The sequence below is a fragment of the Leucobacter sp. NPDC015123 genome (assembly GCF_043080205.1).
Taxonomy (GTDB): Bacteria; Actinomycetota; Actinomycetes; order Actinomycetales; family Microbacteriaceae; genus Leucobacter; species Leucobacter aridicollis_A.
Window position 1 is genome coordinate 79,460 of the sequence record NZ_JBIBVH010000002.1, and the last position, 14,742, is coordinate 94,201.

General features: G+C 64.4%; 7 protein-coding genes and 1 pseudogene. 1 reads left to right on the forward strand and 7 read right to left on the reverse strand.

The window, feature by feature from the left end:
• From ACF07D_RS04070 to ACF07D_RS04085, 4 genes and pseudogenes are all read right to left on the reverse strand, one after another.
• A pseudogene (locus ACF07D_RS04070) lies at positions 1 to 3,320 on the reverse strand (hypothetical protein); the annotation flags it as partial.
• 670 nt (positions 3,321 to 3,990) lie between these two features.
• Complete coding sequence (locus ACF07D_RS04075) at positions 3,991 to 7,650, reverse strand: AAA family ATPase (RefSeq protein WP_370647892.1); 3,660 nt, start codon at positions 7,648 to 7,650, stop codon at positions 3,991 to 3,993.
• 234 nt (positions 7,651 to 7,884) lie between these two features.
• The gene (locus tag ACF07D_RS04080; RefSeq protein WP_391503996.1) at positions 7,885 to 9,234 is read right to left on the reverse strand and encodes a uracil-xanthine permease family protein; all 1,350 of its coding nucleotides are present in this window, start codon (positions 9,232 to 9,234) and stop codon (positions 7,885 to 7,887) included.
• Positions 9,235 to 9,347: 113 nt separating this feature from the next.
• Complete coding sequence (locus tag ACF07D_RS04085) at positions 9,348 to 10,769, reverse strand: NAD(P)/FAD-dependent oxidoreductase (protein WP_391503997.1); 1,422 nt, start codon at positions 10,767 to 10,769, stop codon at positions 9,348 to 9,350.
• A 149-nt stretch (positions 10,770 to 10,918) separates the two neighbouring features.
• Here ACF07D_RS04085 and ACF07D_RS04090 point away from each other — a divergent pair, with 149 nt between their 5' ends.
• Entirely contained in the window at positions 10,919 to 11,581 is a 663-nt protein-coding gene (locus ACF07D_RS04090; protein WP_391503998.1) for a helix-turn-helix domain-containing protein, read from the forward strand.
• 29 nt (positions 11,582 to 11,610) lie between these two features.
• Here the strand turns inward: ACF07D_RS04090 and ACF07D_RS04095 are convergent, their stop codons facing one another.
• The 3 genes from ACF07D_RS04095 to ACF07D_RS04105 all read right to left on the reverse strand — a co-directional run bounded on the left by ACF07D_RS04095 (position 11,611) and on the right by ACF07D_RS04105 (position 14,720).
• Entirely contained in the window at positions 11,611 to 12,825 is a 1,215-nt protein-coding gene (locus ACF07D_RS04095) for a globin domain-containing protein (RefSeq protein ID WP_391503999.1), read from the reverse strand.
• Between the two features lie 105 nt (positions 12,826 to 12,930).
• Positions 12,931 to 13,143, reverse strand: a complete 213-nt coding sequence (locus ACF07D_RS04100; RefSeq protein ID WP_119284913.1) for an HPP family protein — start codon at positions 13,141 to 13,143, stop codon at positions 12,931 to 12,933.
• Positions 13,140 to 14,720, reverse strand: coding sequence for an EamA family transporter (locus tag ACF07D_RS04105; protein WP_255808350.1), 1,581 nt, complete (start codon positions 14,718 to 14,720; stop codon positions 13,140 to 13,142). Before ACF07D_RS04105 ends, ACF07D_RS04100 begins: the two co-directional genes overlap by 4 nt.
• Positions 14,721 to 14,742 lie beyond the last annotated feature (22 nt).

The window sequence follows — 14,742 nt, forward strand, 5'->3', positions numbered from 1 at the left end:
TCCGGGCTCGTCGGCGAGTCAGGACTCGACACGACGTTCCGCAGAACAGCGTCCTCAGGATCAAGCACATCATTCACACGCACCTGATAACTCACCGACTTCGAGTCACCTGCTGAGATGTCACCCGTCCAGGAGAACTGCATCGTCAGCGGGTCGTAGGCGCCTTCGACAAGCGGCTCGATGAGCGTCGCGTTGTCCAGCACGCCGCTGAGACCATCAGTGAGCGTCACGTCAGCGAAATCAACCGCCGACGGGTTCGTCGCCGTCACCGTGTACGTAATCGTGTCGCCGGGCTTCACAGCCGAACCCGTCACCGGATCCGAGCTCTTCGCCAGCTCAATCGTACGAACCGGGTGGACCGTCGTCGGCGGCTCCTCCGGATCATTCGTCATGTCATCACTCGTCACGACATTCTTCACGACAGCAGGCGCGACCGCGTCGGCGTTCACCGTCACCTCGTAACTGATGGTGACAGAGTCGTTCGCGGGTACGTCGCCAGTCCAGGTGATGACGTTTCCGTTCAACGTCGCGCCCACCGGCAATGACGATTCAACGACCGTCACGGGGCCCGAGATTTCGTCCGTGATGACGACGTCAGGGATACTCTGCGCGGTGTCGTTCGTCGCGGTGATCGAGTACGTGATTGTCGAGCCAGGGCGGACCGGGGTGCCCGATGCTGGATCGGCATGCTTTGCGAGCTCAACCGAGCCGCGCGGATTGTCTACCTCATGCTCGGTACCAGGCGGATCCTCACGAACCTGAGCACTGCCAGCATGGTTGCCGATCTTCGTGCCGTCAGGTGCCGAGTCAAGCACACGGACCGTGTAGCTAATTGTCAGAGTCTCCCCTGCCGCAACGTCGCCGACCCAGCTCAGGGTCGTGCCGTCAACGGTTGCCCCGGCAGTCGGATCACCAATCAGTTCGGCGTAGGGAAGCACTGCCGAGAGATCGTCGGTGACAGTGACACCGGTCTTTGCGACCTCGGCGTCTTTGTTCGTGAGCGTCAGCGTGTAGGTGATCTCGTCGCCTGGCTTCACAACGGACCCCGAGTCAGGGGAGGCTGTCTTCGCGAGCGTGAGCTCATCCTCAACAGGAACTGTCGTCGTCGGCCCTTCAGGGTCGACGTTCCACGGTGACTCAACACCGTTCACAAGCGATTCGCCGCCTTCAAGCGGGTACAGCTCTTCCGCTGTCTTTGTCGTCACCTCGTAGCTCAGCTTGAGAACTGCTCCGGCCGGAACATCGCCCTCCCAACTCAGCATCGGCTCGGCAAAGGTTGCTGCCGCAGCGGCAAGGTCTGCGCCGTCGCGGTCGACGAGGGACACCTTGATGTTCTCAGGCCCGTTCGCGTATTTCAGCACGTTTGCGAGATTGTCGCTCACTGTCGCGCCCTCGATCGGCAGACCGCCAACGTTCGTCGCGGTGACGAGGTACGAGACCTTCTCGCCCGGGGCCGCGTGCCCGTTCCCGTCGGCATCGGTGGCGGTCTTCTCGAGTTTCAGCGCGCCATCGATCGGAGTCGTTACTGTGACGCCGTTCGTCCACTTAGCGCGGTCACCAGCGTCTGATTCGCTGCGCACGCTTGGCACAGCAGTCACGACACCGTCGGCCTCGCGCGTCGTCGACACTGTGTTGACGAGCGCCGCGACAGGCTCAGTGAAGTTTTGCACGTTCTCGTCGTCTGCGACAACGGTCTCGGCGACTGTGGCCCGATAGGTGATTGTGAGGGTCTCGTTGGCTGCGAGATCGCCAGTCCACGTGATCTTCGAGCCCGCGAGCGTTGCTGTTCCGGTGCTTGCGTTGACCCTGCTCACGTCTGCGTCGTCGAGAACATTCGTGAGGTCGTCAGTCACTGTCAGAGCGGAGAGCGCACTGCCAGTCGTGTTCTTCACCGTGACGGTGTAGTCCGCGATATTGCGGCCCTCGTTCGCGCTTGGTGAAGCATTGCCGGGCTCGAGAGAGGTCGTCTTGGTCAGGGTGAGGGCACTGAGGCTCTCGAACACGTAGACGTTTCCGCTCGCCGATACAATCGCGCGGTGGTGGGCAGTGCCATCATCGTCAACTGTCGTGGCGGCCTGCACAGAACCGCCGAGGATGCCGAACGTACCGAACTGTGACTCATTTCCTGCGAGGGTTGCAAGTGGCTTCGCTGCCGTAGCGGTCGCAGGAGCGACTACATCGAACACCTGTACCTTGCCCTGGTCTGCCGTCCCGTCAAGATTCAGCGAACCGACAAAGAGCTCGTCGGTGGTGTCGTTCAGGTCAAGGCTCGCACCAAAGTAGTACTGATGTGGGAGGTCGGAGACCGTTTTCCCGGCGAGAGTGCCATCAGCGTTATAGACGTAGACGGCGCCCTGCGTTGTGGTGTCGTCTGTCGCGACATCGCCGGGAGCGGAGCCAGTGAAGTTCAGCTCTGAGGGCGAACCGGCGATGATCGCGCCGGTTTCGGTTATCGCGATGGCGCGGCCGAGGCCCGCCCACGACCCGCCTTCGAGCGAGGCTGGAAATGCAACGTTCGCCTGGTTCACGTCGGGAGTGACAGTGAAGCTAGGCGTACGATCAGCGAGGTTCCACGCGCTGATCTGGCCGACCTGGTAGCTGTTCGAGTCTCCAGCGACGGCCTGATGCTGTGGTGCTGCGACGACCGCTGTGGGACCGCGTGCGGTGACCACTTGGCCATACACATCCGATACGTGTACCTGGGCCTCGGGCAGGAGCAGCGCGGCCGCGACGGCGTCCGAGCCGAGATCGGCGACGGGAACGGCGAACGCAGCGCCCGCATCGCTCTTGCCATCCACACGAGAGTTCGGGGCTCCAACGACGAGGTGGGACTCCGAGAGGCTCACTGATTCACCGAAAGACGCGACCGCAGTGAGGCGTGCGTCAGTGCCTGGGGTCACGCGCGTCGGCGCGGCCGACCACGCATCACCGGCGCGCGCATACACGTAGACCTCGTTTGAGTAGCGGGCGCCCACGACTGCAATCCCTGCGGCCTCGTCAAGGTCAACCGAGTACCCGAATCCCTTTGCCTCGGCGGGTGCGGGAAGCGTCGTCTCCGAGAAGTCGCCCCGTTCGGGGCCAACCCAGGAGCGAATCTGCACACTGCCGGTGCCGGCCTTGGCCGAACCGCGCTCAGCGGTGAAGATTACCGAGCTTCCGTCGAGCGCGACATCGTAGCCGGTTCGCTTCGAGTCGCTGCCGCCAGCGTCGCTGCCGAACTGGGCGACCTCGACGTATCGTTCTGCATTCGCGAGATCAAACGGCACGACGTCTTGTGTCGTCGTCGTTGCCGTCGCCGCGCTTGGCGCGACGATCAACATTCCGGCGGCCAGCGCTGCAGTGGCTGTGGTGGCCAGTGCAGATCTCAGCCTCCTCCACAGCCGCGGGCTGGAGTGCTCCAGCTGTGGCTCTCGTAGGTATTCCACGTTTCTCCTCATAACTTGGCCGAATAGTTCGACAGAGGGTGAAAAAACCGCGCCTGAATAGCGCGAGGTCTCAGCGCCCTCGTATATAGGTGCCAGTTACGAGAGGAAAGTGACGCGGCCTGAAAAAGAATTTCGTACGCAACACGCAAATAGATCGAGTTGCCGGCACAGCGCTATCGTCTACTGGACGCCAGAGGGCAAAAGTAGTTCAACAACTCGATACTGAGTACGAGGCTCACAAAGTTGAGTATGTATCGGGTAGATTTGGGCGTAGAAATTGAGTAAGAAGCCGCCAGCTGAGTACCGCTAGGCCCAGTGCGGCGGCTTGTCCGCCTGCAATCGCCTATCGTTCTCTCCAACGCTCGTCGAGCGCCGCTCAGACTGACCGCCCCACCCTTGGGGCGTGTCTTCCGCGGCCTTCGCTGTCAAGGCGTGATCCGAGGGTCGCGGGTCGACGCCCTGAGGCGCTTGTCGCTGCGCACGCCGCGCACCGCGAACCTTCCGGATGGGTTGCTCGGCCGCGTCTCGGCCCGCATCCGCGGCCGGCGCATCGTTCACGACGTGCCTACGATTCTGAGCCAGTCAGCGCGCCCTCGGTGACGCCGAGCACACGTGCGATACGTGCTGCCGCGCCCTCGGGATCCGCGAAGAGGTCAAAGCTCTGGACCCTGTGGTAATGCCAGCCGAGACGGCGGAGCACCGCCGGACGCAGCCGGAGCGCCTCCCGAAGGCTGACGTCGCCGTCGTTCGCGGTTCCGAGGTCGATGTCGATCGCGATCGCACGGTCACCGAACGATGCCGCGATCGGGATCTCGCCTCGGTAGTCCAGCACAACTGTGATTCCGTGCCCCTCGAGCCTGTCAGCGAACTCCCTGATGAGCGGATCCGTCTCCGCTGGTAGCGAGACCGGCTCCGGTTCTGGGTGTTCAAAGGCAAGGAGCTCCGCGAGCTCGACCACGCCGTGCTTGAGGCGCGAGGAATCGAGGTCCTCGGGCCTAAAGCACGACACGATTGTCATCGCACGGCGAGCGCGCGTCATCGCCACTGCGAGAAGGTGCTCACCGCCGGGCCGACCGAGCGCACCAAAGTTTGACAGCACCCTGCCGTGGGGCGTGCGACCGTACCCGATCGAGAAGATCACCCGGTCGCGGCTCTGCGCGGTTGCCTGCTCAAGCGTGAGCACAGCGAACGGCTCGGCGCGCTCACCGAGCAAGAAATCACGGTACTGCGGGAACTTCGAGAACGCCTGCAGCACCTCGCGATACACGCGCACAGCGTGCTTCTCGCTCGCCGTGATCACCATGAGTGATTCGTTCGGGCGCTCGTCTGCGTGCTGCAGCACCATCTGCACGACCCTGTCGACCTCTGCCTCGGTGCTCTCGACAGCGCCAGTCTGCTGGTCGGGCAGCCCCTGCCCTGCCGGAACGAAATCATAGGTGAGGCTCGAGTGCCCGAGAAAGCTTCCAGCCCACGGCAGCGAGTTGATCTCGCCGTCGTAGAAGCGGTCGTTCACGAGGTTCGTGAGATCTTCGCCGCCGGCTCGATAGCTGCGGGTGAGTTTCAGCGTGGGAAGCACCTCGGCGAGCTCGTCGAGCGCTGAGCGCAGCCCCGTGGTGTCCTCGCCCTGGTCAACGTCGGGGCTGTGCACACCAATCTCGAACGAGCTCGGGCTTTGCGTGGTGCTGTCACCGAACACAACAACCTGGTCGGCGCGGCGGATCGCTCCGATGTTCTCTGCGAGTGTCGTTGCGCCAGCGTCGACGAGCAGCACTGCGTCGAAGCGTGCCGTTTCTGGGAGCTGTGAAACCTCGTACGGTGACATCGCGAGAACCGGGGCAAGTGTTGAGAACAGCACGGGCGCGTCCTGCGCAAGCGCCGCAATCGTCGCGTAGCCGCTTCGCAAGAGGCCCCGAAGCGCGAGCGCCTCCTGCTTGTTGTCGAGCACTGCGACGCGCCAAGAGTCGGCGAGCTTCGACGCGAGCAGCGACCCGTTCGCCCCGGCGTGCGCGTCGTCGACGAGGCGGAAGTCTGCCTCGAGCCGCTCGATGACTCCCGTGTTCGCGCTGAGCAGCGCCGGATTCGTCTGGAGCATGCGTTCGAGTACGGACTGCCACCAGGCGAGCTCGAGTTCGGCGCCAACCTCGTCGGCCGGCACGTGACGCGCAGAGAGGTCGTCGAGCAACGGCCCCAGCCTGGCGCTCCGGAGCCGCTCCACAATCGTCGTGCGCTCCTGAATGTTCTGCAGCACCTCAGACTCTTTCGCGAGCTCCGATACGCGCGCGGCGAGCTCGTGCAGGTCGAGGTTCTTCAGGCGATCAGGTTCGACGGTCGTGCCAAGTACCGCGTCGAGCTTGTCGAGATCCTGATATGCGGCCTGGAAAGCGACTACAACGTCCGCGATTCCGAGCGGCACTTCGGGGCGCGTTCCAACAACAGTCGTGTAGCGCTGCCAGAGCACGCGCTGCTGCTGGATCTGCACGAGTCGCGCGTACATGTCAGTGATGCTCACGCCCGGCCGCACATACTCCTGGGCAAGCTTCTTCAGACGGCGCTTGTTCGACGCCGACATGTCTTCGTCGCTGCCACGGGGGGCATGCGCCGCAATAACTTCTGCGAGTGAGCGATCGTACACCTCAGGGGTGAACCGATCGAGTGTGTCGCGGATCCCCATGAGCAGCCGCAGGTACACGCCAAGCTCAGAAATCGATTCGAATGGCCGCATCGACGTCTGCTCGACGACCTCATTCGCCATCGAGATGAGGCGCGGCAGCTGCGACTCGGCGAGGTCGACAGCGACACCGTATGCAGCGCGCGCCTCTTCGGTCGTCGAGAAGTCGACGCCGTACCACGGCGAATCCTCTGGCCCGTACTGGAACTGGCCGAGGCGGGCGACCTCCGTGAGATCATCAGCGACTGATGAACGGTCAATCGTGAGCTGGCCGAGCGCCTGATCGTCGAGCCGCACAGTCGTCGACGGCGGGTTGTCGCCGAGCGAAAGCTTCGTCAGCTGCCGAAGCGCCTGCAGCGGCGTGACCGAGTAACGCTCGTCAGGCTTTGACAGAGCGTCACGGTAGTCGAGGAGCACGCCCCTGAGGCGGACGAGCGCCTCGTCGACGTCGCGCATCTGCTCGGACGCCGCGTTCTCGTTGCGGCTGATTGACTCGACAAGGTTGCGCCGCAGCCTCCGCGGGGTCACCGCGAGGCCGGGGAGTCCTGCGCGAGTCAGGCGGTGCGTGATCCCGTCGATCGTGGAACGGCGGGGCGTCACGACGAGCACGTGCTTGCCGTCGCGCACGAGGTTGCCGATTGCGTTCACCACAGTCTGGGTGCCGCCGGTGCCCGGAAGCTGCCGCACGACAATCGACTGGCCAGCGTCGATCTGCGCGAGCACGTCATCTTGCTCAGGGTCGGAGTCGTAGAGGCACCTGTCGGTTTCGGGCGCCATATGATCCGGCGAGACTGGATTCACTGGGCGGTAGTTGTCGGCGAGCGCCTGCTTCGCTGGCTCGCTCCCGCAGATCGCTTGCAGGATCGGCGTGTCGAGTCGCACCGCGTCGGCGGCCATGCCCTGCGACACGTTGTGGAACGACGAGACGACGAGCCTGGGTTGCACGAGAAACTCGGGGACGCCCGCAACCATCTGGCGGAGCCTGTCGATCACGGGCTGAGGCTTGAACACGCCCTCGGACTGCGAGAGTTCAATGAGCGAGCGCGCGTCGATGGTGATCCCAAACTGGTCGCGCAGTGCTCGGATCAGCTCCGAGTTTACGACGGGGAAGTTCTTCAGTTTGAGCTCGAAGTCGCGGCCGTAGCGGCGAATCGCGAGCGGGCGCAGCAACACCGGCGCCGAGAACTCGTCACCCTCGAACGTCCACTTCGCGAGTCCGACCGCAAGATTCACAGTCTCGAGCCCACGCATTGTGCGCATCTCGACGGCCTTATCGGTTACACGCGCGGCGGCGGCGCGTGCGTGACGCAGCGCGAGGTCGTCGCGGATCAGCGCCGAGAGCAGGATCTTGTTCCCCGAGATGAACTGGGGCAACCCGCCGGGGTGAGTCGAGCTGAGCTCGATCCGATTCGCTGGGTGGTCGTCGAAGTGGAGTAGCGGGTTGCGGCCACCGATGCCTGCGAGCTCGCGAAGCCAGGCTGCATGTTCCTCGGAGAACGGATCGACAACGCCAAGCGGGCCACCGAGGTCCTGGCGGTCAGTGTCGTTGTCGTTCACTCCTGCGAGCGCTGCGTTCGACACCGGCTCCGTCGCCTCAGCGACATCCGGTGCTTCTGCGGCGTTGCCCTTTGATTCGGGTCGCCTAAGTCGATCCACACTCCACACACCGCCACCCTAAGGCGTCTGCCTTTGAAAACGCGGCATTATCGCGGTGTTTCTTCGCTCGCCGATGACTGTGACTTCGCCACGCGCTCACGCGGGGGCCGAAGTCACAGTCAATCAGCGGGCTTGCTAGCGGATGATCGCGGTGTCCGTCGCGGTGCCGCGCGCGCGTGCCACGAGCCCCATGAGGTGGTAGACCACAACCGCGGCGATCGTGCCGAGCGCGATCCCGTTGAACATGACGTCGCCGAGCTGCATGCTGAAATCGGCGATGCCGACGATGAGTGCGATTGCGGCGGTGAACTGGTTGATGGGCTTCGAGAAGTCAACCTTGTTGTCGATCCAGATCTTTACGCCGATGAGGCCGATGAGGCCATACAGTGCGACAGTCACGCCGCCAAGCACGCCCGCCGGAACGGAGAAGATCAGTGCGCCGACCTTCGGCGAGAAGCTCAGCAGCATCGCGATCACGCCAGCAACCCAGTACGCGGCCGTAGAGTACACGCGGGTCGCAGCCATCACGCCGATGTTCTCGCCGTACGTCGTCGTTGCCGAGCCGCCGCCAAACCCGGCGAGGATCGTCGAGACGCCGTCGGCGAGCAGCGCGCGCCCGGTCACCGGATCGAGATCGCGGTCGATCATGAGGCCGACGCTCTTCACATGGCCGACGTTCTCGGCGATGAGCACGAGCACGACTGGCAGGAACGCTGGCAAGAGACCCCAGAGTGATGGGTCGGCAAACGGGTTGGCCGGAAGGTGGAACTCGGGGAGCCCGACCCAAGCAGCAGACTTCACAGCCTCGAAATCGACGATGCCCATGAGCGCTGCCGCGATGTACCCAACAACCATGCCAAGCACGATCGAGAGCCTGCCGATAAGCCCCCGAAACAGCACGGTAATGAGCAGGATCGATCCGATAGTAATAAGTGCCGCAGTCGAGTGCAGGCCCTGGTTCACGTCGGGGTTCGCCGCGGGGTTACCGAACCAATTGTTCTTGACCGCGGGTGCGAGGTTGAAGCCGATGAGCGCGACGACCGATCCCATGACGACCGGCGGCATGAGCGCATTCACCCATCCGATGCCGAAGCGCTGCACGATGACGCCAACAAGGGCGACGAGCACGCCCATGGCGATGATCGCGAACGACGCGCGCGCGAGGCCGGCGACATCCCCGTGGTCGTAACCCGAGGTCGCGACCGCGATCGGTGCGAGGAACGCGAACGAGGATCCGAGGTAGCTCGGCAGACGGTTGCCTGTGATGAGCAAGAACAGCATCGTGCCAAGGCCCGAGAAGAACAGCGTCGCCGTGGGCGGGAAGCCCGTGATGAGCGGCACGAGGAAAGTGGCGCCGAACATCGCCACAACGTGCTGCATGCCAAAGCCGATAGTCCGAGCCCAGCCCAGCCGCTCCTCGGGTAGAACGATCGCGTCTTGGGCAACTGATTTACCATCGCCGTGCAGCTTCCAGGGCAGCGCCATAGGTGGCTCCTTCGGGGCGATCGGTACGTGCGTGCCGTGCGTCCACCCCTCCAGGCGCTCGACCAAAAGTCAAGCATACAGCGAACACTCAGGAATGCGCGTTTGCTGTCGCACTACGAGTCGAACCCAAGCCCCAACGCGTCGAGGGTCTTCAGCAGCACATTGCGTTTGCCGCCGTTGTGATCGGCCCGATCGAGCGACCAGCGCGTGAGGTTGATGCCAATCGATGCGGCAGGCTCTGGCGGGAACGGCAGCGGCACGTTCTGCACCATCTCGAGCTCGGTGCGCTCGGTGACGCGCCCCTCGAGCCTGTCGACGATAACGTCGGCGGCGAAATGGGTGGCGCCCACTCCGAGCCCGGTGAAGCCAGCCACATACTGGACCCGCCCGCCGTGGGCCTGCCCGAAGAAGGCGCAGAATCGTGTCGAGGTGTCGATCACCCCCGCCCAGCGGTGCGTGAATTTCACCCCTGCGAGCTGCGGGAATGTGGTGAAGAAATGGCTTGCGAGCCTGCGGTGGCTTTCAATACGATCCTCATACTCGCGTTTGATCCGCCCGCCAGCGTGGTACACGGCATCGTAGCCGCCCCACAGGATCCGGTTGTCGGCGGTGAGCCGGGAGTAATGGAACTGGTTCGCCATGTCGGCGAGCCCCTCGCGCCCCTCCCACCCAATCGCTGCAAGCTGCGCGTCGGTGAGGGGCTCCGTCATCAGCACGTAGTCGTAGACGGGCACTGTGTGAAAGCGGTACCGCTTGAGCAAAGACGGGAACACGTTCGTGCAGAGCGCGACGCGCGAGGCCGAAACGGTGCCGCGCTTCGTCTCGAGCTCGATCGGTTCATCATCGCGACCGCCGAGCCTATCGACTGGCGTACCTTCGTAGATCTCGACGCCGATGCTCGTCGCAAACCTCGCGAGCTCATGCGCGAGCTTCGCCGGGTGCAGGTTCGCGTTCTCATTTGGTGAGAACTCACCAGCGAGAAACGTCGGGGAGTTGATGCGTGCCCGCACCTCTTGCTCGTTCAGCGCGACAACATGCGGGTCCGGGCTCTCCCCTACCCAGTCAACCTGGTAGGGGTTGTTCGCGACCGAGAGCTGGCCCGTGCGCTCCCAGTCGACATCGAGGTTGTTCTCGGCAATGAAGCGCTCCATCGCGTCCAGGTTCTCGTAGCCGATGCGTCGAAGCGTGCCAGTCTCATCCGGCCACCGGGACTCGGCGTTTGGCTCACCATGAGTGATGCTCGCCTCGCAGAAACCGCCGTTGCGGCCCGAGGCTGCCCACCCCACTCTGACGGCTTCGAGGAGCACGACCCTGCGGTCAGGATGCTCCTGCTTGAGCTTGATCGCAGTCCAGAGGCCCGCATAGCCGCCGCCGACGATCGCATCGTCAGCCACGATGTCGCCATCGAGCCGCGGGTAGGTGACCGCGCGATCTGCGACGTCATCGATCCAGAACACTCCCAGTCGCGTCTCTGCAAGCGCTTCATCTACGATCCGCGCCGCGGGGCGATGTGTCTCAAAAACAGTCTGGTGCATTGTCGTTCTCAGTCCTCGTCGTCGGGGGCGTACGGCGAGTGTATCGCGGTCGAAACGGGAATGAATAGGGGCCGCTCGGCTGCGCAGGAAGCGCAGGATGCGCAGGATGCGCTCCCCAGTCTCTCGAGTTTCATTGCTATGGTGGGGCCATGCCGCGCCGGGTCGAAGATTTCCGTGGGCTCACGCGTGTCAGCCGACTACGGATCCTCCACGCCGTCCATCGACAGCCCGGCAGACGGCTCGCTGAGATTGCCTCCGAGGTGAACCTCCACCTCAACACCACGCGCGAGCACCTCGCGGTGCTTGAGGCCGAGGGCCTCGTGCACAGTTTGCGGCTCGTCACCGGCGTGCGCGGCCGCCCGCCTGTGGTGTTTCACCCGGTCACTGACGCACACGAAAATGACGCGGCGCACGGGCGCGCTACTGCGGCCGCTGCGCGCGGCAACCTGCTTCGACGCCTAGAGCCTGAGCTCGACAGAAGTGCTGAGCTCGGCGAGGAAGCGATGGCGCAGCTCGATGCCCTCTACGAACATCTCGAAGACATTGGCCTCGAGCCGCAGCCCGATGACTCGCAGCTTCGTATCGATGTCGCACCGTGTCGGTACGCGTTCGCGATCACGACGGAGCGTGCGTTGGTGTGCTCCGTCCACATCCAGCTTTTGAAGCATCAGCTCCAGCAGGTTCCGGGTCCAGTCCGGTTGCGAAGCGTCAAGCCGTTCGTGACGCCAACCCGGTGCGAGATCGCACTTGAGGTGAGAGACGGACCCTCCCTCGCAGAGCGTGAAGCCCAGGGCGCGGCGGCCACGTCGTAGCCGCCGCGCCCTGCCACTCCGTCGGAGCGTCAGGAGGGGTTCTGCGCCCACATGTCGGGTCCAAACACCTCGTACTGGATGTTCGCAGCGGGAACGCCGCGGTCCATCAGCGTGCGCCGCGCCGACTGCATGAACGGGAGCGGCCCGCACATGAAGACGCGCGCGCCTGCCGGTATATCCTCGCCCGTCAAATCCATGTACCCGCTCTTCGCGGGCACGAGCGTCGGTGCCGACTCGGCTCCTTCCTCGTACCAGTTCTGAGCCTTGGCGTCGCTCAGGGCCAGCACTTGGCGCCGCAGACTCGTGTAGAGCGCATGGGTGTCATGGGAACGGTCTGCGTGGAACAGCCGCACCTGTCGTTCCGGCTGTCGCCGAGAGACATCCTCGAGGATCGCCGCAACGGGAGTGATCCCGATCCCTGCCGACACGAGCACAAGCGGCGAGTCTGCAGTGTCGAGCACCACGTCTCCGGCAGGCTGGGACACGTCGAGAAGTGCGCCAGGCACGGCATGCTCGTGGAGCCAGCCTGAGACCCGCCCGTCAGGGGTTCCGCCCTCGCCGCGCACTCGCTTGATCGTGACACGCAACGAGTCACCGCGCGGCCCCGATGAGATCGTGTACTGGCGCGGCTGCCGCTCGCCGTCAGGCAGATCAACGGCAATAGCCACGTACTGCCCCGTGCGGTACGCGGGAACATCTCCAGTCACAGGCGCGAGAAGCAGCGAGAACACGTCTGCGCTCTCGTCGAACCGTTCCACGACTCGGTACTGACGCCAGGGCTCCTCGGGGTCAGTACCGCCGAGGGCGTAGAGCTTCGCCTCCTCCGCGATGAGCGCGGTCGCGAACAGCCAATACACCTCGTCCCACGCAGCGGCCACCTCCGGTGTCACTGCGTCGCCGAGCACCGTGCCGACCGCCGACAACAGGTGGTGCCCGACGATCGTGTACTCGCGGGCTTTGATCCCAAGCGAGACATGCTTGTGGGCGATCCGCTGCATGACGGGGGTGAAGTCCGGCGCGTCAGGATCGATCAGTTGCACCGCAAACGCAACGACCGATGCGGCGAGCGCTTTAGGTTGCTCTCCGATCGCCTGATTTGCGGCGTTGAACACATTCTTCAGTTCGGGATGCGCCGCGAACATCGCCGGATAGAACGTGCGGGTGATCTCATCCGCGTGCGCGGCGACGACCGCCGCTGTCGCTGCGACCGTAGCTTCCGAAGTGGGGGACAATTTCATCGACATTGCTGCCTCCTGGTTACGTGGAATATCCACTCACCAGATCCTCCCGCCGTACGCGTTTTCGCGCTCAGGGTTTCGCCGTGATTATTCACGGCTGGGCGCGGCAGCTTAGTTTGCGGGAGGCTTCATGATTGCCCCGGTCGCGAGCCCGACAGCGAGGCCCGCTGGCAGCCACAGCCAAAACTGGGTGAAGAATCCAAGCACGAGACCCATGACCGCGCCGACAGCGAGGCCGAGGAAGATCTGCTTGCGACGCTGCTCTGGCGTCGGCTCCTCCCCTTTGCCCTTCGGTCGGTTGCCTGGGCGCGATGACTTACTCATGCGCCCAGCCTACGCGCGCTCTCGCGGTCAAGTCTGTCCATCTCCTGCAACTGCGCGACAGTCTCGGGCGACGCGCCGCGAGAGCGGGCGACCTCGACGAGGGCGCCCATTGCCCGCGCGATCTTCGCGGAGCTCAGTGAGGGGGTTGCGCCGGCTGCCTCGAGCACCTGTCCGGTAGCGTCAAGCCAACGCTCGTCCGCGCCGGGCAGCAATTCGGCCTCCCACTCGCGCCAGGCACGCTTGACTGGCTCGGCGCCTCGGAGTTCTGTCGCCAGCACTCTGTCGTCGGCGAGCTCAACGACCTCCACACCCGCTCCGTCAGTGAGTCGCAGCGTGCGTCGTTCGGTCCGCAGCTCCGCAATCGGTCGCACTTGCTCGGCGACGTCGCCGATTCGCTCGACGAGCTCGGCTTTGAGCCCCGCCGGAAGTGTCTCGGCGAGCGGCCAGTGCAGCTCCCGCGTCCCACCCGACGTCTTCGCTTTCAGGTGCCACCCTTCGTCGCTGCCGCCCTCACGCACGCGCATCGCCAGTCCTTTGGAGGCGAGCGCCCCGTCATCGGTGTCGAAGTAGCGTGCGTGCATCTCATGTACTTCGGCAGTTCCGACCCCGAGACCCGCAGCAGCGAACGCTGTCTCCCCCGGCACCTCCGTCGCCGCGGGTACCTCGTACTTGCGCTCGATCTCAAGGGACTCGGTTGCGGCAACCGCCGCAACCTCTTCGTCCGTCGCCCGGCGCTGGCCAGCAGACCAGACGATGCCGGCGCCGGCCAACACGATCAGCAGGATTCCCACGAGGGCCGTCGGCGTGAGCACGTCGCCGAGGAACAGCACTCCGACGAGCGTGCCCATTACCGGGTCGAACGCGAAGAACACGCCGAGGATTCGCGCAGAGGTCAGACGTCCAGCAATGGTGTCGACCGAGAACGCGAGCGCGGTCCCAACGAGCGCCGACAGCGCGAGCAGGCCCCACTGCGCAGGCTGAACCTGCGCGACAATCGGCATCGAGAACGGCAGGGTCAGGATCGCAGCGACCAAGATCGATAGCGCGACCGACTGGAGGCCGCCGTCCGACTTTCCGATGCGCGGCGCGAGCATCGTGTACCCGGCGAAGCTCACGCCCGCGAGCGCGCCCCATAAGAGGCCCACAGTGTCGAATGGGCCACCGAACCCGGCGAGCAGCACGACGCCGGCGAACGCAGCGATGGCGAGCAGCCCCTCGCGAAGCCGCCGGGATGCAAGAAACGCGACCATGCACGGCCCGAGGAAGTCAAGCGTCGTCGCGACGCCGAGCGGGATGCGCTCGATCGCCTGGTAGAGGAACATGTTCATCGCCGCCATCGCGACGCCATACAGCACGATGCCGAGCCATTCCTCGCGCGTGCGACCCCGCAAGCTCGGCCTAAAGATTGCCAGCATGATGGCTGCAGCAAGCAGCATCCGCAGCCCGCTCGTACCGGCGGCCCCGAGGTCGGTAAACAGGGACAGCGAGATGGCGGCGCCGATCTGCATACCGATCGACCCCGCGAGCACGAGGAACATGGCACGAATCGTCGCTGACCTGTTGGGCTGTGTGTGCATCCTCCCAAGCCTAAACCCAGCA

Excerpts from the sequence above, each read along its gene's own strand:
- ACF07D_RS04080 (WP_391503996.1), bottom strand. The coding sequence starts at position 9,234 with ATGGCGCTGCCCTGGAAGCTGCACGGCGATGGTAAATCAGTTGCCCAA.
- ACF07D_RS04085 (WP_391503997.1), bottom strand. The coding sequence starts at position 10,769 with ATGCACCAGACTGTTTTTGAGACACATCGCCCCGCGGCGCGGATCGTA.
- ACF07D_RS04090 (WP_391503998.1), top strand. The coding sequence starts at position 10,919 with ATGCCGCGCCGGGTCGAAGATTTCCGTGGGCTCACGCGTGTCAGCCGA.
- ACF07D_RS04095 (WP_391503999.1), bottom strand. The coding sequence starts at position 12,825 with ATGTCGATGAAATTGTCCCCCACTTCGGAAGCTACGGTCGCAGCGACA.
- ACF07D_RS04100 (WP_119284913.1), bottom strand. The coding sequence starts at position 13,143 with ATGAGTAAGTCATCGCGCCCAGGCAACCGACCGAAGGGCAAAGGGGAG.
- ACF07D_RS04105 (WP_255808350.1), bottom strand. The coding sequence starts at position 14,720 with ATGCACACACAGCCCAACAGGTCAGCGACGATTCGTGCCATGTTCCTC.